We start from the raw sequence: 21,090 nt of genomic DNA, 5'->3' as shown, positions 1-21,090 counted from the left end.
TTGGAGGGATGAATCCTTGCAAAAAAACGATCGCAGCCATATAAAAGCTTATGCTTTAATGTCAGGTATTCTTGCTCAATTAGTCGGTTCTATTCTTGTTGGAATCTTTGGTGGGCAGTGGATTGATAATAAGGTTGGAACGTTTCCGTTGTTTCTTATTATAGGGTTATTACTCGGACTAGGAACAGGGGTATACGCAATGATTCGACTCATTCGACATTACTATTCGGGAGAGCAATGATGATAGACGTACATGGACTTGTCCAAAGACAAAAGAAATATATGTACTACTTGCTTGCGCTTCTAGTGCTAGGATGGGGATTTACCTCTTACAAGGATGTATTTCTTGGACTGATTATCGGTACGATTTTCAGTTTTCTTAGTTTGCGCATCATTGCACGTAGAACAGACAAGCTGCTAGATCGCGTAACAAATGGAGAAAACGTGAAGTTCAAGGCAACAGCGGTAAGTACATATTCAAGATTCGCCACGATTGGGTTATTAATTTTATTTGCAGCCAAATATCAAGAGTTAATCGCGATGTGGGGCCTAGGTGTAGGATTGCTGACAGGATACCTTGTCATGATCATAGATTTTCTTTATTTAGAGTATAAGAGCAGGGAAGAGAGGTGAATTACTAGTGGAACACGGTAAATTAGTTGAATTTCTAGGTTTAACGTTCGATTTGTCATCAGTTATGATGGTTACTGTAGCAGCAGTTATTGTTTTCTTAATCGCTGTTATCGGAACTCGCAGCTTAGCTCTTCGCCCAACCGGGATGCAAAACTTCATGGAATGGGTGTTTGACTTCGTGAAAGGGATTATCAATAGTACGATGGACTGGAAAACAGGTGGACGTTTCTTAACGCTTGGCGTTACGCTTATCATGTTTATCATCGTATCGAACTTCCTTGGTTTACCATTCATGTATTCAGCAACTGAAGCTGGCGAACATATTGCATGGTGGAGATCACCAACGTCTGATCCAGCAGTTACATTAACATTAGCCGTGATGGTAGTTACCCTCACCCATTATTATGGAATTAAGATGAAGGGTACGAAAGAGTACGTAAAAGGTTATTTCCAACCTATGAAATTCTTATTCCCATTAAAGGTTATTGAGGAGTTTGCTAACACATTAACGTTAGGTCTTCGTTTATTTGGTAACATTTATGCAGGTGAGATCTTATTAGGATTACTTGCTAAGTTGGGCGGAGCATCAGTCCTTGGGGCATTAGGTGCGCTTGTACCAATGTTAGCATGGATGGGATTCAGTGTATTCGTTGGATCAATCCAAGCATTTATTTTCGTTATGTTAACGATGGTTTATATGGCTCATAAAGTAAGCCATGACCATTAATATAATTTAAGTAAGAAAAAATTTATTTTTTTATAATACAAAGGAGGACAAATTAAATGAGTTTAGGTGTAATCGCAGCTGCAATTGCAATTGGTTTATCAGCATTAGGTGCAGGTATTGGTAACGGTCTTATCGTATCACGTACAATCGAAGGTGTTGCTCGTCAACCAGAATTAAAAGGCGCACTTCAAACAATTATGTTCATCGGGGTTGCTTTAGTTGAGGCACTTCCAATCATCGGTGTAGTTATTGCATTCATCGTAATGAACAAATAAGGGAGACTCCCCTTACATAGATGGCGAAGAGTGTTTTTCCGAACTTTCTTCGCCATTGCTTTATGAACGAAACGTATGTCTTTTTTTTTCATATGATCAATTTAGATATTTTGAAGGGAGTGAATCCTTGTGCCAACTTTATTATTAGGAGCTTCCATTCCATTTGGAACGATTGCTTATACATTGTTCATTTTCTTACTTCTATTAGTAATGCTACGCAAATTTGCGTGGGGTCCTTTAATGGGAATTATGAAAGAACGTGAAGAGCACGTTGCTAATGAAATCGACGCTGCAGAAAGAAATAATGCTGAAGCGAAGAAATTAGTAGAAGAACAACGTGAGATGTTAAAACAATCGCGTGTTGAAGCACAAGAGTTAATCGAAAGAGCGAAAAAGCAAGCTGTAGATCAAAAGGATGTTATTGTTGCTGCTGCGAAAGAAGAAGCAGAATCAATTAAAGCATCTGCTGTACAAGAAATTCAACGCGAAAAAGAGCAAGCAATTGCTGCTTTACAAGAACAAGTCGCTTCTTTATCTGTTCAAATTGCTTCTAAAGTAATTGAAAAAGAATTAAAAGAAGAAGATCAAGTGAAGTTAATTCGCGATTATATTAAAGAAGTAGGAGAAGCGCGATGAGCAATGGGATTGTAGCAAAACGTTATGCTGTCGCTCTTTTTAAAATTGCAAAAGAAAAACACGTATTAGAAATGTTTGAAGAGGAATTACGCCTTGTACAAAACGTTTATGTAAAGAACGGAGAACTACATAGCTTTTTAACGCAACCGAACATTTCAAAGGAACAAAAGAAAACGTTTCTTGCAAACGTATTCGGATCTGTTTCTGAATCTATTTTAAATACGTTATATATTTTAATTGATAACAAACGCATTGATATCTTACCTGAAATTGCAGATGAATATGTTGTTCTTGCTAATGAAGAACGTAACGTAGCGGATGCAACTGTATATTCTACTCGTCTTCTATCAGAAGAAGAGAAGCTTAACATTGCTGAAGCATTTGCAAAGAGAACGGGAAAAGATGCAATTCGCGTGAAAAATGTTGTAGATGAAGATTTACTAGGCGGAATTAAAGTACGTATTGGAAATCGCATTTATGACGGAAGTTTACAAGGAAAATTAGCACGTATTCAGCGTGAATTAATGAAGAATAGATAGGGGTGAAGCACATGAGCATCAGAGCTGAAGAAATTAGCGCACTGATAAAGCAACAAATCGAGAACTATCAGTCTGAAATCGAAGTTAGTGATGTTGGTACAGTTATCCAAGTTGGTGACGGTATCGCGCGTGCTCATGGTCTTGATAACGTTATGGCTGGTGAACTTGTAGAGTTCTCTAACGGCGTTATGGGACTAGCACAAAACTTAGAGGAAAACAACGTAGGTATTATCATTTTAGGACCTTACACAGAAATCCGTGAAGGTGACGAAGTTCGTCGTACTGGTCGCATCATGCAAGTACCAGTAGGAAAAGAACTAATTGGTCGTGTTGTAAACCCATTAGGTCAACCAGTTGATGGTTTAGGCCCAATCAATACAACAAACACTCGTCCAATCGAAAGTCCAGCACCAGGTGTAATGGATCGTAAATCTGTTCATGAGCCACTTCAAACAGGTATTAAAGCGATCGATGCTCTTGTACCAATTGGCCGTGGTCAACGTGAGTTAATCATTGGTGACCGTCAAACTGGTAAAACAGCAGTTGCACTTGATACAATCATTAACCAAAAAGATGAAGACATGATTTGTATCTACGTAGCAATTGGACAAAAAGAATCAACTGTACGTAACGTAGTAGAAACACTACGTAAGCACGGTGCATTAGAGTACACAATCGTTGTAACTGCATCTGCTTCTCAACCAGCTCCATTATTATACCTAGCTCCTTACGCTGGTGTAACAATGGGTGAAGAGTTCATGTACAATGGTAAACACGTATTAGTAGTATATGATGACTTATCAAAACAAGCAGCGGCTTACCGTGAGCTGTCATTACTATTACGTCGTCCTCCAGGTCGTGAAGCTTACCCAGGGGATGTATTCTACTTACACTCTCGCTTATTAGAGCGTGCAGCAAAATTAAGTGATGCAAAAGGCGGCGGTTCTTTAACTGCACTACCTTTCATCGAAACACAAGCAGGGGACGTATCAGCATACATCCCAACAAACGTAATTTCTATTACGGATGGACAAATCTTCTTACAATCTGACCTATTCTTCTCTGGCGTACGTCCAGCGATCGATGCGGGTACTTCTGTATCTCGTGTAGGTGGATCTGCTCAGATTAAAGCAATGAGTAAAGTATCAGGTACACTTCGTCTTGACCTTGCATCTTACCGTGAGTTAGAAGCGTTCGCTCAGTTCGGTTCTGACCTTGATAAAGCAACTCAAGCGAAATTAAACCGTGGTGCTCGTACTGTTGAGGTATTAAAACAAGGATTACACAAACCGTTACGTGTAGAGAAACAAGTTATCATTCTTTACGCTTTAACACGTGGATTCCTAGATGATATCCCAGTAGTAGATATCACTCGTTTTGAAGAAGAATTCCATGCTTGGTTAGATTCTAATGCGACTGACTTATTAGAAGAAATCCGCACAACTAAGAAACTTGCGGATGACGACAAATTTGCAGCAGCAATCAATGGATTTAAAAAAGTATTCGTAGCTTCTGAATAATAAAAGCGGAAGCGGCTCATTCAAACCGCTGGAGCTAGATAGTATATATAAAAGGCATCTCGGGCTCTGAGATTGCTAAAGGTCATGTAAAGGAAAAGAGTAGGTGCACCTATTCTTTTCCTTCAATCATGAGCAAGAATATCTTGCAACGTAGATTAGGAAGAGGATTCTTACTAATCGTGCCAACTTCCGGAAAAAAGGTGGTGAAAACCTGTGGCATCTTTACGCGATATAAAAGCGAAGATTAACTCGACAAAGAAAACGAGTCAAATTACGAAAGCGATGGAGATGGTATCTGCATCTAAGTTAAACCGTGCAGAGCAAAATGCTAAATCTTTCGTTCCGTATATGGAAAAGATTCAAGAAGTAGTAGCGAGCATTGCGCAAGGAAGCAAAGGGATTAATCATCCAATGCTAAATGCGCGTCCTGTAAAGCGTACAGGATACATCGTTATTACGTCTGATCGCGGACTAGCAGGTGGTTATAACAGTAACGTATTACGTACAGTAAGTAACGTAATTCGTGAACGTCATAATATGGATTCAAACCAATATTCTATTATTGTGCTTGGACGACTAGGACGTGATTATTTAAAACGTCGCGGCTTTAACATTATTGATGAAGTAGTTGGATTATCTGACCACCCATCATTTACTGATATTAAAGACCTTGCTTCTCGAGCAATTGCGATGTTCGCAGATGGTGCTTATGATGAGCTGTACATTTACTACAACCATTACGTAAGTAAAATTTCACAAGAGGTAACGGAAAATAAAATTTTACCGCTTACTGATGTGGCGTCTGACAAACCGACGACAGCTTATGAATTCGAACCTTCTGAAGAAGAAATTTTAAAAGTACTATTGCCACAATACGCAGAAAGCTTAGTGTACGGTGCATTACTAGACGGTAAAGCAAGTGAGCACGCAGCGCGTATGACAGCAATGAAGAGTGCTACAGACAACGCAATGGAAGTTATCGATTCACTTACACTTTCATTCAACCGTGCGCGTCAGGCAGCGATTACGCAAGAAATTACGGAAATCGTTGGTGGAGCAGCAGCGTTAGAATAGTATTAAAAAGCGGAAGCGGTTCGTTCAGAATGAGAGGGGGATGGAGCCTTTTGACGTAGAGGCGATTTGTGCCTCGTAGGAAAAAGCGAAGCCACCGAACATTCTAACCGCTGGAGCTGGATTCAATAAAAAGCGGAAGCGGCTCTTTCAGGAGAGTCGCGTAAGCTAAACTAATAAAAAATTAAAAGCTAACCTCTCTGATAGAGGTAGCTAATTAAAAGAAAGCTAGGAGGGAACCCGATGAATAAAGGGCGCGTTACGCAAATCATGGGTCCGGTTGTAGACGTTAAGTTTGATGGCGGAAAGCTACCAGAAATCTACAATGCCCTTACGGTAAAACAAAGCAACGAAAACGGAAGCATGAACTTAACATTTGAAGTTGCACTTCATTTAGGTGATGATACAGTTCGTACAGTTGCGATGTCTTCCACAGATGGACTTGTTCGTGGCACAGAAGTAGAAGATACTGGTAAAGCAATCTCTGTACCAGTTGGTGATGCAACACTTGGACGTGTATTCAACGTATTAGGTGATGCAATTGACTTAGATGGTGAACTTCCTGCGGATGTACACCGTGATCCAATTCACCGTCAAGCACCTGCATTCGAAGAATTATCTACTAAAGTAGAAATTCTTGAAACTGGTATTAAAGTAGTAGACTTACTTGCTCCTTACATTAAGGGTGGTAAGATCGGCCTATTCGGTGGTGCCGGCGTAGGTAAAACAGTATTAATTCAGGAGTTAATCAATAACATCGCACAAGAGCACGGTGGTATCTCTGTATTCGCTGGTGTAGGTGAGCGTACTCGTGAGGGTAATGACTTATACCACGAAATGAGCGATTCTGGCGTAATCAAGAAAACTGCGATGGTATTCGGACAAATGAACGAGCCACCTGGAGCACGTCAACGTGTTGCATTAACAGGTTTAACAATGGCTGAGCATTTCCGTGATGAGCAAGGACAAGACGTACTTCTGTTCATCGATAACATCTTCCGTTTCACGCAAGCGGGTTCTGAAGTATCTGCCCTTCTTGGTCGTATGCCATCTGCGGTAGGTTACCAACCAACACTTGCAACAGAAATGGGTCAATTACAAGAGCGTATTACATCTACAAATAAAGGGTCTATCACGTCTATCCAAGCGGTATATGTACCAGCCGATGACTATACTGACCCAGCACCAGCTACAACGTTCGCTCACTTAGATGCAACAACAAACTTAGAGCGTCGTTTAACGCAAATGGGTATTTACCCAGCCGTAGATCCATTAGCATCTACATCTCGTGCACTTTCTCCAGAAATCGTAGGAGAAGAGCATTATGAAGTAGCTCGTCAAGTACAGCAAACTTTACAACGTTATAAAGAGCTTCAAGATATCATCGCTATCTTAGGTATGGATGAGTTATCTGAAGAAGATAAGTTAGTTGTACATCGTGCTCGTCGTATTCAATTCTTCTTATCTCAAAACTTCCACGTAGCTGAGCAGTTTACAGGTCAAAAAGGTTCTTACGTACCTGTAAAAAATACAGTTAGTGGTTTCAAAGAAATTCTAGAAGGAAAATATGATGACCTTCCAGAAGATGCATTCCGCTTAGTAGGTGGCATTGAAGAAGTTATTGAAAACGCGAAGAAAATGATGGCGTAAGGCCTTAGGAGGGACGAAGTATGAAGACATTTCCAGTCAGTATTGTAACTCCTGATGGACCGGTTTACGAAAAAGAAGTAGAAATGGTAAGTGTAAAAGCAGAGAGTGGGGAAATGGGGATCTTACCAGGTCACATTCCAACTGTTGCACCATTAAAAATTAGTGCAGTTCGTCTGAAAAATGGTGGACACACTGATTATGTAGCAGTAAGCGGTGGCTTTATCGAAGTTCGTCCAGATAAAGTGACTGTATTATCATCATCTGCTGAAGAAGCAAACCATATCGATATCCATCGTGCAAATGAAGCGAAGCGTCGCGCTGAGCAACGTCTGCAAGATAAACAAGCACATGTTGACTTTAAACGTGCAGAAATGGCATTACAACGTGCTGTGAACCGTTTGAACGTTTCCGATATGAAGTAAAAAAATCCGTAAGGGCTTTGCCTTTACGGATTTTTTTTTGTGTATTTTATGGATAATTTTACAAAACTGGTATAATTATATTGATGCTTGTATAAGTAGAAGTGTACAACAATTTATATTTCATAAAGGGGATGGATCAATGATTGGTGAAATGAAGCGAGAAGCATTGTACTCTTTAAAGGGAAAATGGGGACTAGGTGTTGGATCAACAATTTTATATTTTATTTTAAGTTATGTTGTTTCGCTGGCTGCAATGCTTATACTATTAATTCCAGGAATTATTATATTTCTCTCAGTTGTAAGCTTAACTGGATCATTTGAAGAGGAAACGATGTCAATTGGAGCAGGTATTACCTTTGGAATTTTTTATTGCATTATGATAATTTTGAGTAACGCATCGTATGGGATTACGTCATATGGTTATACAAATGTATTTTTACAGATTAGTAAACGAGAAGATGCTAAAGTAGATTACTTATTCGAAGGATTTCGTGGCTTTAAAAGAATGATGAAAACAATGTGGGCAACGCTTGCGATTTTGTTATATACAGGTACATGGATTCCGATGCTGTTAATAGGCTTATTTGCATTGTTAGGTGAAGAAGGGAATACGTCATTTGCAATAGCTTTCTTCGTACTATTAGCAATTTCAATTGTTGGTATGATTGTGATGTATTTTTCTTATGCACTGACGTACTATGTGATGATTGAAAATCCAGAATATAGTGTTTCGCAGGCGATGAAGGAAAGTAAGAATCTTATGAAGGGTCATAAGTTAGATTTGTTTCTTTTATGGCTGAGCTTCATAGGATGGGCTATTTTAGCGCTGCTTACTTTTGGAATAGGATTTCTTTGGCTTAGTCCGTATATGAGTACGACGACAGCACACTTTTATCGCTACATTTCAAAAGGTGAATTTCAATAGGAACATGCTATACTAATAGAATTATTGTGTATAGGAGGCGAGGCTACGCATGATTAGTGATTTAAAAGGAGAAGCACTAGATTCATTAGAAGGGAAATGGGGATTAGCTGTTGGAGCTACACTACTCATTTCAATTCTTATCACGGCTTTTAGTTTTAGTGTTGATTGGGGATTTTCTTTAATTTTCGGTTGGCAAAAAACAAATGGTTCACTTTCAACGAATATTCTTTCATTTTTTGTAACTGGACCGTTAACTTTAGGTGGATATTACCTTGGTTTAAATATCCTTCGTGAAAAGCAAGCTAGTATTGGTAATGTATTCATTTGGTTTTCAGAGGGAAAGAGATTTCTAAAATCATTTTTATTATATTTATTAGTAAATCTTTATCTTTTCTTATGGACGTTATTGTTCATTATTCCAGGTATTATTAAATCATTTTCTTATGCGATGACATACTTTATTATAAACGATCATCCTGAGTATTCACTGAACCAAGCTATTACAGAAAGTCGTCGTATGATGGATGGACATAAGATGGAGTATTTCATTTTATGTTTAAGTTTTATTGGCTGGTTTATATTAAGTTGTATTACGTTAGGGATTGGATTCTTATGGTTAATTCCATATTTCTATACGACATCTGCAGCTTTTTACGAAGAGATTGCAGAAGAATATTATGAGAAAAAAATTTAGCACTATAAAACCCCCAGTATGAATTATTTGTTCATACTGGGGTTTTTTTGTAGAAATTTTATAAATTGATTACTAGTAAGTGGTTTACTGAAATAGTAACCTTGCATATATTTACAGTTATGTTTTTGCAGAAACTTAAGCTGTTTTTCGGTTTCAATTCCTTCGGCAACGACTGAAAGATTTAAAGTATTTGCGAGGGAAAGTATTGTAGAAACGATGGCTCGTTCTTCAGGACGATGATCAGCTAATTGTGTAAATTCTCTCGGTACTTTTAATGTGTCGATTGGAAAAATTGATAAATAAGCAAGAGAAGAATACCCAGTACCGAAGTCATCAATGGAAGTTTGGATACCGTACTCTTTTAATTGCTTCAGTCTCAATAACGTTTCTTTCTCGTCAATCATTGCAATTCTTTCTGTTAACTCAAGGGTTACATATTTTGGGTCGACTTGCACGTCGTTTAATATTTGTGAAATGTTTTCGATTAATTGATCTTGCCGGAATTCTTTTGCGGATAAATTAACACTTATTTTTAAATTTTGGTAGCCAAAGGTATGCCATATTTTTAATTGGAGACAAGCTTCTTGTAATACCCAATGTCCAAGTGGGACTACTTGTGGCGTCTCTTCTACAATTGGAATAAACTCACATGGTGAAATGTCACCTAATAGCGGGTGTTTCCATCGTATTAAAGCTTCAGCACCGATAATTTTATTTGTTGTCGTATCAATTTGTGGTTGATAAACGAGATAAAATTCTTTGTTTACTAAAGCGATTGGCAAATCTTTTTCAATTCGAGCTTTTCGTTCCATTTTTTTATATAGTTCTTTCGTGTAAAGAGAGCTACCGTTTTTTCCTTTATTCTTTGCTTCGTACATGGCCATATCAGCATGCTGCAAAATGGATAGCGCATCTTCACCTGCTTCAGGATATATTGCAATTCCGATGCTCGGTGAGATTTGTAAATGTTGATTTTCGATTTCAAATGGCTCATTCATGGCCGCTACAATCCTATCAGCTATTTTTTGGACATCTGGCTTTTTTTTGTAATTCTCGATAAGGATTGTGAACTCATCCCCAGCTAGCCGCGCGAGTTTCATATTTGATGTTGCTATTCTTTCGAGCCTTTTTGCTACTGCGATGAGCAATAGGTCTCCTACTCGATGACCGAGGGTATCATTAATAACTTTAAAACGGTCTAGGTCGAGAAACATAACAGCAAAAGGCTTTTTCGATATTTTTGCTCGCGCAATTGCCTGTTCTAAATGTTGATGAAATGCACGACGATTTGCAAGCTCTGTTAAAGTATCATGGTATGCTAGGAAGTTGATTTGTTCTTGTTGTTGTTTGCTTTCCGTAATATCTTTAATCATTAAATAAACCCCAGAAATTTTCTCCTTTAAAAAGATCGGTACGGCGGTAACGTGCAAGTAGTAAATATCTCTGTTTTTATGGTAAGCCCGTATTTCTAAAGAAATCGAATATCCCTTTTTCACGCGATGAAAGGCGTTAATCATTTCTTCTAAATCTTCTTCGTATATGAGTGAATAGTAAGGCTGGTTTAATAATTCATTCGTTTGATAACCGAGTAAAGTAGTACCAGCGTTATTTACTTTGAGAAAATTACCGTACAAATCTAATGTGAAAATTGGATCTGGATGATGCTCGTATAAAGATTTAAACATTTGTTGATTATGATAGAGTTCATTTTTCTGTTCTACTAAATCTTCTGTACGTAGTTTAATTTGTTTCTCGAGTTCTGAGTTGAATTGCATTTGAGCGATCAATAATATTTTATTTTGTTTTCGAACTAAACTATGACGTATGAGAACGAAAGAAAAAGTTATTATAAGTCCGATTACTATAATAGGCGCAAAAACGTATTCAACTAATATAAAAACAATAAGCATTACTACAGAAATATACGGTAATGATAATCGGATTGATTCGCCAATCTTAGGTGTTAGTAGTACTTGTTCTTGTTTTTCAGGCTTTTTTGTATGGAGAATACAGGCGATTGCTACTAGTACTAAGGTTACTTGATAGAAAGGAGTAACTGTAAACATAGAATACTCTGGTATGAAGTATTTTATATAAGCATAAATCGCATCTGTAGTAGCATATAAAATTAAAGCACTGCCAAGAAGTGCACCGACCTTTTTAGGTAATAAGGATAGTGGTTTGAATAAAAGGTTGATTCCTATTAAGAGAAAGAGTAAATCAGCCATTGGATAGGTAAGTTGAACAAATATGTCGATATAGGATGTTGTAAAGATATGAATAGTTCGTTCAATAAGTAAGTAGTAACTTAAAGTAAATTGGGCTGTAACGATAATACAAATATCACATAGCATAAAAAGTTTTTCTAATAAATCTCGGTTATAAATGATTTCGTATAGAAAGGCAAACGTAAAGCTAACTAAAAAAAGTAAGTAAAAAAAGTCAGATGGATCAACGAACGTATAGAAGTCCTTTACAATTAAACGCTGATAGGCAACGACTATATCACCGATAAAATAAGAGAGAGCTCCAACAGATAATATGATCCAAAATAAACGAGATAGCCCTTCTTTCATGTTTGAAAAATAAAGTATATAACTACAAGCGATAATATCAATTAATAGGGTGCTCGTTCCGATTAATAGCTGAAAAGGAAATGAGTATTCATATACAAAAGGCATTGCTACATAGTGAAGCGTTATAGACAGCAATACAATGCTTATAAGAATACTTACATGTGTTTGTTTTTTCATTTATATCACCTACGGTTTCTTGAAAAGCATATATAAGTTTTATATTTATTTTGCACAATTATAGCAAGTTGTAAAGATAGATTTTAATAATTCTTGTTTCTGTCTCCCAACATATCGACATAGGAATTTGAAGTTTGCTATAATGATTAGAATAGTTGCATTATTTAGAAAAATTTAAAAATAATAATTACTGCAACTAGGACATATTGTTTACTATGTGAACTTGTTCTTAATTTAGGGGGGAGGGTTTCACAATGGTAAGTGTATATGAAAATAGTTATATGATCGTTTTGATTTTCTTGCTATTAGGTATATTGCTGCCGGTAGTGGCTCTTACATTAGGAAGGATGCTGCGCCCAAATAAACCAAGTGCAGCAAAGGCGACGACGTATGAGAGTGGAATTGAGCCTTTTCATGATGCAAATATTCGGTTTCATGCTCGTTATTATATTTTCGCTTTATTGTTTGTGATCTTTGATGTAGAAACTTTATTTTTATATCCTTGGGCTGTTGCGTATGACAAGCTAGGTTTATTTGCATTAATTGAAATGCTCATCTTTGTTGTAATGTTGCTAGTTGGATTAGCGTATGCTTGGAAAAAGAAGGTGTTACAATGGTTATAAATTTTGAGGAATTACATCCAAATGAGCGAGCAGAATTAGAACGAAATATCTTTTTTTCTACATTGGAACAGTTGAAAGGATGGGCGAGGAGCAACTCTTTATGGCCGATGACATTCGGACTGGCATGCTGTGCAATTGAAATGATGGGGGTAGGCTCATCACATTACGATTTAGATCGATTTGGGTCATTTTTTCGAACTTCACCAAGGCAATCGGACGTCATGATTGTATCGGGAACAGTAACGAAGAAGATGGCTCCTATTGTTCGGCGTTTATATGATCAAATGCCCGAACCGAAATGGGTTATTGCGATGGGATCTTGTGCGACAGCAGGTGGTCCGTATGTAAATTCATATGCTGTTGTGAAAGGTGTAGACCAAATCGTACCAGTTGATGTGTATATTCCTGGTTGTCCCCCAAATCCAGCTGCTTTAATCTATGGAATTAATAAATTAAAAGAGAAAATTCGTTACGAGGCAAAGACCGGAAAGCAGGTGACGAATAAATGAGTAATCCAAATAAAGATTTAGAGGATCTAAAAAAAGAAGCAGCTAGGCGTGCGAAAGAAGAAGCGAGAAAACGCCTTGTAGCGAAACACGAGGCGGAAATAAGTGAACTTGAGGAGGAAGATCAAGAAAAAGAGAAAGCGCTACCAAAAAATGATGATATTACTATAGAAGAAGCAAAACGACGTGCAGCAGCAGCCGCAAAAGCAAAAGCGGCAGCATTAGCAAAACAGAAAAGAGAAGGGACAGAAGAAGTAACGGAAGAAGAAAAAGCGAAAGCGAAGGCAAAAGCGGCAGCGTTAGCGAAGCAGAAAAGAGAAGGAACAGAAGAAGTAACGGAAGAAGAAAAAGCGAAGGCGAAGGCGGTGGCGGCGGCCAAGGCAAAAGCGGCGGCGTTAGCGAAACAGAAAAGAGAAGGGACAGAAGAAGTAACGGAAGAAGAAAAAGCGAAAGCCAAGGCGAAGGCGGCAGCAGCTGCAGCTGCAAAAGCAAAAGCGGCAGCGTTAGCGAAACAGAAAAGAGAAGGGACAGAAGAAGTAACGGAAGAAGAAAAAGCGAAAGCCAAGGCGAAGGCGGCAGCAGCTGCAAAAGCAAAAGCGGCAGCGTTAGCGAAGCAGAAAAGAGAAGGAACAGAAGAAGTAACGGAAGAAGAAAAAGCGAAAGCCAAGGCGAAGGTGGTGGCGGCGGCCAAGGCAAAAGCGGCAGCATTAGCGAAGCAGAAAGCCTCGCAAGGTAATGGGGATTCGGGAGATGAAAAGGCCAAGGCAATTGCAGCTGCAAAAGCGAAAGCAGCAGCGGCTGCAAGAGCGAAGACAAAGGGAGCTGAAGGTAAGAAAGAGGATGAGCCGAAGCAGGAAGAACCGTCCGTAAATCAGCCGTATTTAAATCAGTATGTTGAGGCTATTAGGGAGAAGTTAGGAGAGGGTGCATTAGTAGATTCCTATATTAATAAATTGTCAAAGGATGTGCCAACTCTTGTGGTGGATCCCGCAAAATATTATGAAGTGATGGAGTCACTGCGATTCCATGAGGGACTTGCTTTTGATTATATGTCAGAGCTACATGCGACGGATTTTGTGACACATATGGAAGTGTATGTTCATTTGTTTTCATATGGCAAGAAACAATCGGTAGCGGTGAAGGTAAAGCTAGACCGGGAAGCGCCGCAAGTCGAGTCTGTGACAGCGCTTTGGAAAGGGGCTGACTGGCCGGAGAGAGAAGCATACGATTTGCTCGGCATTGTATTTAAAGGGCATCCGAATTTAACGCGTATTTTAATGCCAGATGATTGGGTAGGATATCCGCTTAGAAAAGACTATGAACCGTATGATGTGGAGGTGTAGCTATGATCCGCACGGAAGAGATGCTTTTGAATGTAGGACCTCAGCATCCGAGTACACATGGTGTGTTCAGGCTCGTAATTAAGATTGACGGGGAAATTATTAAAGAAGCTACACCTGTTATTGGATATTTGCATCGCGGGACCGAAAAGATCGCTGAGAGCTTACAGTATACGCAAATTATCCCTTATACAGATCGAATGGACTATTTATCAGCCATGACGAATAATTACGTCATTTGCCATGCTGTGGAGACGATGATGGGGCTTGAAATTCCGGAGCGTGCCGAATACTTGCGAGTACTTGCGATGGAGTTAGGAAGAATTGCGAGTCATCTCGTTTGGTGGGGGACGAATCTTCTTGATATAGGAGCGGTCAGCCCGTTTTTGTACGCGTTTCGTGAACGAGAGATGATTATAAATTTATTAAATGAATTATGCGGGGCACGGCTTACTTTTAACTATATGAGAGTTGGTGGTGTGAAGTGGGATGCGCCAGATGGTTGGATTGAAAAGGTGGAAGAGTTTGTTCCGTATATGAGGGAGCAATTAGCAGGTTATCATGATCTTGTTAGCGGTAATGAGATTTTCTTAAATCGTGTGAAAGGCGTTGGTATATATAGCGCGGAAGAAGCAATCTCGTATTCTTTAAGCGGAGCAAATTTGCGGTGCACTGGAGTAAACTGGGATCTTCGCAAAGATGAGCCGTATTCGATTTATGATCGTTTTGATTTTGATATTCCTGTTGGAAGCGTGGGAGATGCTTGGGATCGCTACGTTTGCCGAATGCAAGAAATCGAGGAGTCTTTAAAGATTGTTGAGCAAGCGGTTCAGCAGTTCCCGAAAGATGGAGCTGTGCTGGCAAAAGTACCGAAAATTATTAAGGCACCTAAGGGAGAAGCATTTGTACGTATCGAATCGCCGCGCGGAGAGATTGGTTGTTATATCGCAAGTGACGGAAAGAAAGAGCCGTACCGTTTGAAGTTTCGTAGGCCATCTTTTTATAACTTGCAAATTTTACCGAAGTTATTGAAAGGTGAAAACATCGCTAATTTAATTACGATTTTAGGTGGAGTTGATATTGTACTTGGGGAGGTTGATGGCTAATGATTGAGGCGCTCTTACAATCACCTTCAAGCTGGACGAATTTCTTCATTTTTTTCGGATTAGCGGTGCTTCTACTATTTGCAGTCCTTGGCTTCGTTACATATGGAATTTTGGCAGAACGGAAAGTGATGGGGTTTATGCAAGGGCGGATTGGACCAAACCAGGTTGGAGGCCGATTCGGTTTACTGCAAACGGTAGCTGATGTTTTAAAACTATTATTGAAAGAAGATAGTATTCCGAAAGCAGCAGATAAACCGCTGTTTATATTAGCGCCTGTCATTGCATTTGCACCAGCATTTATGGTGCTTGCGGTTATCCCGTTCACTGATAAATTTCAATTTGCAGATATTGGAGTCGGGCTACTTTATTATATTGCTGTTTCCGGTATTACGACGATAGGTGTTGTAACTGGGGGATGGGCATCGAATAATAAATATTCCCTTTTAGGAGGGATGCGTGCGGCGGCGCAAATGATTTCTTATGAGATTCCGCTCGTAATGAGTGTAATTGGTATCGTTTTGCTAGCTGGTAGCCTGAATTTAAATGAGATTGTAGCGGCGCAGGAGAAAGTCTGGTACATTTTCGTACAGCCAATTGGATTCGTCGTTTTCTTAATCGCAGCAGTTGCAGAGTTAAATAGGACGCCATTCGATTTGCCGGAAGCGGAGTCAGAACTTGTTTCTGGATATCATACGGAATACTCAGGTTTTCGCTGGGCGTTTTTCATGCTTTCAGAGTACGTATATTTCTTCGGGATGGCATCGTTAATTACAGTGCTCTTTTTAGGCGGATGGAATCCAGTCATGTTTCTTGGATTTATCCCAGGTGCCGTATGGTTTGCTTTGAAATTTAGCAGTGTAGTCTTTCTATTAATTTGGTTCCGCGTTACGTTCCCGCGTATAAGAGGTGACCAGTTAATGGAGTTTGGATGGAAAGTATTATTGCCGATTGCACTTGCAAATATTTTCTTAACGGCATTGATTAAGGAGTTATTCTTCTAATCTATGAGGGGGGTGCCAGTAAGAGATGAAAGGACTATTTAAAGGGTTAAAATATACATTAAGTAATTTGAGCAAGAAGAAGGTAACGTATGATTATCCAAATCAACCGTTGCCGTTGCCAGACCGTTTTCGGGGGATTCAAAAATTTTATCCGGAGAAATGTATTGTTTGTAATCAGTGCTCTAACATTTGTCCGACAGACTGTATTCAGTTAACAGGAAAGAAACATCCGGATCCTACGAAAAAAGGAAAAATTATCGACACGTATGATATTAATTTTGAAATTTGTATTCTTTGTGATTTATGTACAGAAGTTTGTCCGACAGAGGCAATTGTCATGACAAATAACTTTGAACTCGCGGAATATTCACGTGATGACTTATTTAAAAATTTGCAGTGGCTTGACGAAAACGACGAAAACGTCAGGAAGGAGAATAAGGCATGAATGGCGAGTTTGTAGCATTCTTTATACTATCCTTGTCTGCAATTATCGGCGGTGTTCTTATGTTGAACTTAACGAAAGTTATGCACATGATGCTAGCTCTCGTTCTGACATTTCTCAGCATTGCAGGTTTGTATTTTCTTTTGTCAGCCGAATTTATAGGCGTTGCACAAATTTTACTTTACTCCGGTGCAATCACAATTATTATGATTTTCGGCATTATGTTAACGAAACATAACGCGGAAAATGAATCGCGTTTTACTCTTCGAAAATGGATTATCTTCTTTGCAGTTGTAGCATTTGGAGCGGTTATGTATTTCGCTGTTAATAATGTTGATTTTGCAAATGAAAGCACACAAGGAAGTTTACCTCTCCATGAAAACAACACACTTCAAATCGGTACGCTTCTCTATTCAAAATATATTATTCCATTTGAACTAACTTCAGTTATTTTACTTGTAGCACTCGTTGGCGCAATTATACTTGCGAAAAAGGACGAGAAAGAGGAGGATTCCAATGAGTAGCGTTCCAGCTTCTGCATATTTAACACTTGCGATTATTTTGTTTTGCATCGGTCTATTTGGAGCTTTAACAAAGCGGAATACAGTAATCGTATTAGTTTGTATCGAATTAATGCTGAATGCTGCCAATTTAAACTTAGTGGCGTTTAGTAAATTAGGCTTATTTCCGAATTTAACAGGTCAAATTTTCTCACTGTTTACGATGGCTGTAGCGGCAGCGGAAGCGGCGGTAGGACTCGCTATTTTAATTGCTTTATATCGTAATCGTACGACAGTTCAGGTGGATGAAATGGATACGCTCAAAGGATAGCATTGTGACCGAAAAAGGGGGAAGGAAACAATGATCGATTATGCATGGCTCATACCGCTTTTCCCACTCGTTTCGTTTTTGTTACTTATTATATTCGGGAAGAAAATTAGAGAAGGAAGCAGCGTACTTAGTATTTTTTTCGTCTTTCTCTCCTTTATACTTGCGGTACTTGTGTTAATAGAAAGGTTTTCAGAAGCAAGCGTGAAGCATAAGTGGGTGTGGCTTAGAGCTGGAGATGTGGATATATCATTCGGCTTTGAAGTGACTGCATTAGGAGCTTTAATGTTATTTATCGTGACGCTTGTGAGTCTACTTGTACATGTGTATTCGAAAGGTTATATGAAAGGTGATGAACGATTACCGACCTTTTACGCATATTTAGGACTCTTTACATTTGCGATGTTAGGGCTTGTTATATCAACGAATTTATTACAACTTTATATATTTTGGGAATTAGTTGGCCTTGGCTCATTTTTACTTATCGGTTTTTATTTCTTTAAAGAAGAAGCGAAGGCTGCTGCAAAAAAGGCTTTTATTATGACCCGTATTGGGGATGTTGGTTTATTTATCGGGATGATTTTAATTTTTTGGTACGCAGGTAGTTTTGAATATGACGCAATATTTAGGGCGATTTATACAGGGGATCTACCTCCTTACATGATTACAATAACAGCGATATTAATTTTTATCGGGGCGATGGGGAAATCAGGTCAGTTCCCGCTTCATACGTGGTTGCCAGATGCAATGGAGGGGCCAACACCCGTTTCGGCACTTATTCACGCGGCGACGATGGTCGCAGCTGGCGTATATTTAGTAGCGACGATGTTCCCTCTATTTTCAGCAAGTACAGTGGCGATGCAGACAGTGGCAATCGTTGGAGCTTTCACTGCAATCTTTGCGGCCTCTATCGGTCTTGTGCAAACAGATATAAAGAGGGTGCTTGCTTATTCTACAGTTAGCCAGCTCGGGTATATGATGCTCGCGCTAGGTTCTGCCGGTTATGTAGCTGGTATATTTCATTTAACGACACATGCTTTTTTTAAAGCACTACTATTTTTGGCGGCAGGAAGTGTAATTCATGCTGTGCATACGCAAAACATTAATAAAATGGGCGGTTTACAGAAGAAGATGAAAGTAACTGGTACGCTATTTTTAATAGGTACCCTTGCCATTAGCGGTGTTCCGCTGCTTTCCGGTTTTTTCAGCAAAGATGAAATTTTAGCGGCGACGTGGATGAATGGCAATTACGTTTTATTTACTTTAGCAGTAATTGCGGCGTTTTTAACAGCGTTTTATATGTTCCGCCTTTACTTTCTTGTCTTTACTGGAGAAACGAAGACGAAGGAAGAAGTGCATGAATCGCCTCGCGTTATGACGTATCCAATGATTGTTCTCGGCGTTCTCGCAGTAGTGGCAGGATATATAAATACACCATGGTTTGGGACGTTTCTCGGAGATTGGTTGACGAAAGATGTAGGGTTTAAGGTTGAAGAAACGCATGGACCAGTTTGGATTATGATTGTTGCGACACTCGTTTCATTTGCGGGAATCGCTCTTGCATATTTCATATATAGGAAGAAATCAATTTCTAGGAATTGGGCTGGGGGTACGGAAACATCGCTTTATAATCTTTTGAAAGAAAAATATTATGTGGATGAACTATACAACATGACGGTGATCCCTATTACGAAAGGAATCGCTCATGTGCTTCGCTTATTTGAAGTGTATGTAGTCGAAGGAATTGCAGTTTTAATTGCAAGTGTAGTGAAGGGCACAAGTAACCTTGGATCGAAACTTCAAAACGGGAATGTACAAGTGTACGGTACTGTAACGGCGGTTTCGCTCGCTGTACTCGTCATTATTTTGCTCTATACGGGAGGGGATTTACGATGAATGATTTGTTGTTAACGTTCTTCATTTTTTCCCCGCTTTTAGGAATTTTATTGCTTGTATTAACACCGAAAAAGGAATTGCGTACAGTGCGAGCGCTTGGCTTATTTGGGACGGCACTTCCATTTGGAATCGCTATCGTCCTCGCTTGTACATATGCTTCTGGAAAGAATTTGTCACTATTCGATGAAAAGATGAAGTGGATTAAGTTCGGCGATTTTACAGCGGTAGATAAAAGGTGGTTTTCTATTTATTACGAGCTCGGTATTGATGGTTTGTCGCTTGTCATGATGGTACTGACGGCTCTTCTAGCAACGCTTGCAGCAATTGCAGCCTTTTCTATTAAAAGAAATTTAAAAGCATTTTATATGCTGTTACTCATGCTAGAAATAGGAATGCTCGGTGTCTTTGCTGCTCAAAACTTAATGTTGTTTTTTATCTTCTTTGAAATTACGTTGCCACCAATGTTCTTATTAATTGGAAAGTGGGGAAAATTGTCGAGTGAAAAGGCTGCGTATAGTTATTTAATATATAACGGTATTGGCTCAGCTATTTTGCTCATTATTTTCTCAATTTTGTTCGCGAAAACAGGTACAACAAATATTGTGGAGCTGAAAGAGATATTAAGAAGCGTAAACGTAGAGGGAGCACTCGTCATCCCAGGTAGTTTGCAGCTTAGTGTATTTATTGCCATAATGATTGCTTTTGCAATTAAACTACCTGTTTTTCCGTTGCACCGCTGGATGGTCAATGTACACATAGAAGCGCATCCAGCTGTAGTTATGCTTCATGCGGGTGTTTTGCTGAAGATTGGAGCGTACGGTATTATTCGCTTCGGGAAAGGGCTATTCCCGGAATATTTTCACGATGTTGCAACACTAATTGCGATATTAGGCGTAATTAATTTATTATACGGTGCCTTTTTAGCGCTCATCCAAACAGACTTTAGGAAAGTACTGGCTTACTCTAGTATTTCGCATATGGGAATTGTGTTAATGGGACTTGCGTCACTTAATGCACCTGGTACACAAGGAGCGTTATTCCAGGTTGTATCGCACGGTTTAATTGCAGCCTTGCTGTTTTTCTTACTCGGTGTTATAGAACAACGTTTCGGAACATCAGACATTACAGCGCTTGGTGGACTCGCAAAAAGTGTCCCAGTACTTAGCGGCTTCTTCTTAGCAGGAGGAATGGCATCGCTCGGATTACCAGGGATGTCTGGGTTTGTTAGTGAATTTCTTGCCTTTCTCGGTTTATTTCAAGGAGAGCCCGTCATTGCTGCAGTCGGTGTGATTGGCATCATTTTAACCGCTGTGTATGTATTAAGGGCGACACTTCAAGTGACATTTGGAAAGAAAGAGTGGGAAGCAAAATCTGATATACACGGATGGGAGTATGTCCCTGTTTTACTACTTATCTTTTGTATTATTGCAATTGGAGTTATGCCAGAGATACTAGGGGATCCGCTTCAAAATACATTGAAAACATTGGGGGTGAAGTAGGATG

The 21,090-nt window shown here is 39.2% G+C and carries 23 protein-coding genes; 22 read left to right on the top strand and 1 reads right to left on the bottom strand.

Annotated features, from left to right (window positions below; translation table 11 throughout):
* The first annotated feature begins 16 nt into the window (after positions 1-16).
* The 12 genes from ACX9TM_RS26825 to ACX9TM_RS26770 all read left to right on the top strand — a co-directional run bounded on the left by ACX9TM_RS26825 (position 17) and on the right by ACX9TM_RS26770 (position 9,092).
* Positions 17-241, top strand: a complete 225-nt coding sequence (locus ACX9TM_RS26825) for an AtpZ/AtpI family protein (RefSeq protein WP_001171223.1) — start codon at positions 17-19, stop codon at positions 239-241.
* On the top strand, positions 241-633 hold the full coding sequence (locus ACX9TM_RS26820; RefSeq protein WP_000567600.1) for an ATP synthase subunit I: 393 nt from the start codon (positions 241-243) through the stop codon (positions 631-633). The genes ACX9TM_RS26825 and ACX9TM_RS26820 overlap by 1 nt, the downstream gene beginning before the upstream one ends.
* A gap of 7 nt (positions 634-640) precedes the next feature.
* Positions 641-1,360, top strand: a complete 720-nt coding sequence (gene atpB, locus ACX9TM_RS26815) for a F0F1 ATP synthase subunit A (protein WP_000399871.1) — start codon at positions 641-643, stop codon at positions 1,358-1,360.
* A 56-nt stretch (positions 1,361-1,416) separates the two neighbouring features.
* Complete coding sequence (gene atpE, locus ACX9TM_RS26810) at positions 1,417-1,635, top strand: F0F1 ATP synthase subunit C (RefSeq protein ID WP_000052064.1); 219 nt, start codon at positions 1,417-1,419, stop codon at positions 1,633-1,635.
* A gap of 129 nt (positions 1,636-1,764) precedes the next feature.
* Positions 1,765-2,271, top strand: coding sequence for a F0F1 ATP synthase subunit B (gene atpF / locus ACX9TM_RS26805; protein ID WP_001142624.1), 507 nt, complete (start codon positions 1,765-1,767; stop codon positions 2,269-2,271).
* A complete protein-coding gene (gene atpH, locus ACX9TM_RS26800) occupies positions 2,268-2,810 on the top strand; it encodes a F0F1 ATP synthase subunit delta (RefSeq protein ID WP_000064683.1) in 543 nt (180 codons plus the stop codon). Before atpF ends, atpH begins: the two co-directional genes overlap by 4 nt.
* 11 nt (positions 2,811-2,821) lie before the next feature.
* Complete coding sequence (gene atpA / locus ACX9TM_RS26795; RefSeq protein WP_000027518.1) at positions 2,822-4,330, top strand: F0F1 ATP synthase subunit alpha; 1,509 nt, start codon at positions 2,822-2,824, stop codon at positions 4,328-4,330.
* Between the two features lie 213 nt (positions 4,331-4,543).
* On the top strand, positions 4,544-5,404 hold the full coding sequence (atpG, locus tag ACX9TM_RS26790) for a F0F1 ATP synthase subunit gamma (protein WP_000157696.1): 861 nt from the start codon (positions 4,544-4,546) through the stop codon (positions 5,402-5,404).
* A gap of 240 nt (positions 5,405-5,644) precedes the next feature.
* Positions 5,645-7,051 (top strand): F0F1 ATP synthase subunit beta, encoded by a 1,407-nt coding sequence (gene atpD, locus ACX9TM_RS26785; protein WP_001032595.1) that lies wholly within the window; start codon positions 5,645-5,647, stop codon positions 7,049-7,051.
* A gap of 20 nt (positions 7,052-7,071) precedes the next feature.
* Entirely contained in the window at positions 7,072-7,473 is a 402-nt protein-coding gene (gene atpC, locus ACX9TM_RS26780; RefSeq protein WP_000847211.1) for a F0F1 ATP synthase subunit epsilon, read from the top strand.
* Between the two features lie 139 nt (positions 7,474-7,612).
* The gene (locus ACX9TM_RS26775) at positions 7,613-8,398 is read left to right on the top strand and encodes a DUF975 family protein (RefSeq protein WP_065382049.1); all 786 of its coding nucleotides are present in this window, start codon (positions 7,613-7,615) and stop codon (positions 8,396-8,398) included.
* Between the two features lie 49 nt (positions 8,399-8,447).
* Positions 8,448-9,092 carry a DUF975 family protein gene (locus tag ACX9TM_RS26770; RefSeq protein WP_000622462.1) on the top strand — a complete coding sequence of 215 codons (645 nt, stop codon included), beginning with the start codon at positions 8,448-8,450 and terminating at the stop codon, positions 9,090-9,092.
* Positions 9,093-9,115: 23 nt separating this feature from the next.
* Here the strand turns inward: ACX9TM_RS26770 and ACX9TM_RS26765 are convergent, their stop codons facing one another.
* The gene (locus tag ACX9TM_RS26765) at positions 9,116-11,845 is read right to left on the bottom strand and encodes an EAL domain-containing protein (protein ID WP_063220191.1); all 2,730 of its coding nucleotides are present in this window, start codon (positions 11,843-11,845) and stop codon (positions 9,116-9,118) included.
* Positions 11,846-12,099: 254 nt separating this feature from the next.
* Between ACX9TM_RS26765 and nuoA the strand changes: the two genes are divergently transcribed.
* From nuoA to ACX9TM_RS26715, 10 genes are read left to right on the top strand one after another with little or no spacing between them, the layout of a single operon-like run.
* A complete protein-coding gene (gene nuoA / locus ACX9TM_RS26760; RefSeq protein ID WP_050279514.1) occupies positions 12,100-12,468 on the top strand; it encodes an NADH-quinone oxidoreductase subunit NuoA in 369 nt (122 codons plus the stop codon).
* Positions 12,459-12,977: an NADH-quinone oxidoreductase subunit NuoB gene (gene nuoB / locus ACX9TM_RS26755; protein ID WP_000236331.1), complete on the top strand. Its 519-nt coding sequence runs from the start codon at positions 12,459-12,461 to the stop codon at positions 12,975-12,977. The genes nuoA and nuoB overlap by 10 nt, the downstream gene beginning before the upstream one ends.
* Entirely contained in the window at positions 12,974-14,317 is a 1,344-nt protein-coding gene (locus tag ACX9TM_RS26750; RefSeq protein ID WP_077393186.1) for an NADH-quinone oxidoreductase subunit C, read from the top strand. The genes nuoB and ACX9TM_RS26750 overlap by 4 nt, the downstream gene beginning before the upstream one ends.
* Before the next feature lie 2 nt (positions 14,318-14,319).
* Complete coding sequence (nuoD, locus tag ACX9TM_RS26745) at positions 14,320-15,420, top strand: NADH-quinone oxidoreductase subunit NuoD (protein ID WP_000621434.1); 1,101 nt, start codon at positions 14,320-14,322, stop codon at positions 15,418-15,420.
* Entirely contained in the window at positions 15,420-16,421 is a 1,002-nt protein-coding gene (gene nuoH / locus ACX9TM_RS26740; RefSeq protein ID WP_000568570.1) for an NADH-quinone oxidoreductase subunit NuoH, read from the top strand. Before nuoD ends, nuoH begins: the two co-directional genes overlap by 1 nt.
* A 25-nt stretch (positions 16,422-16,446) precedes the next feature.
* Positions 16,447-16,866: an NADH-quinone oxidoreductase subunit NuoI gene (gene nuoI / locus ACX9TM_RS26735; RefSeq protein WP_000677191.1), complete on the top strand. Its 420-nt coding sequence runs from the start codon at positions 16,447-16,449 to the stop codon at positions 16,864-16,866.
* Positions 16,863-17,387: an NADH-quinone oxidoreductase subunit J gene (locus tag ACX9TM_RS26730; RefSeq protein WP_050279518.1), complete on the top strand. Its 525-nt coding sequence runs from the start codon at positions 16,863-16,865 to the stop codon at positions 17,385-17,387. The genes nuoI and ACX9TM_RS26730 overlap by 4 nt, the downstream gene beginning before the upstream one ends.
* Positions 17,380-17,694, top strand: a complete 315-nt coding sequence (gene nuoK / locus ACX9TM_RS26725; RefSeq protein WP_000100079.1) for an NADH-quinone oxidoreductase subunit NuoK — start codon at positions 17,380-17,382, stop codon at positions 17,692-17,694. Before ACX9TM_RS26730 ends, nuoK begins: the two co-directional genes overlap by 8 nt.
* A gap of 30 nt (positions 17,695-17,724) precedes the next feature.
* Entirely contained in the window at positions 17,725-19,587 is a 1,863-nt protein-coding gene (gene nuoL / locus ACX9TM_RS26720; protein WP_000568229.1) for an NADH-quinone oxidoreductase subunit L, read from the top strand.
* A complete protein-coding gene (locus ACX9TM_RS26715) occupies positions 19,584-21,086 on the top strand; it encodes an NADH-quinone oxidoreductase subunit M (protein ID WP_089603453.1) in 1,503 nt (500 codons plus the stop codon). The genes nuoL and ACX9TM_RS26715 overlap by 4 nt, the downstream gene beginning before the upstream one ends.
* Positions 21,087-21,090 lie beyond the last annotated feature (4 nt).

The sequence above is a fragment of the Bacillus sp. LH1 genome, assembly GCF_057924895.1.
This window is presented reverse-complemented; position numbering and strand designations above follow the sequence as displayed.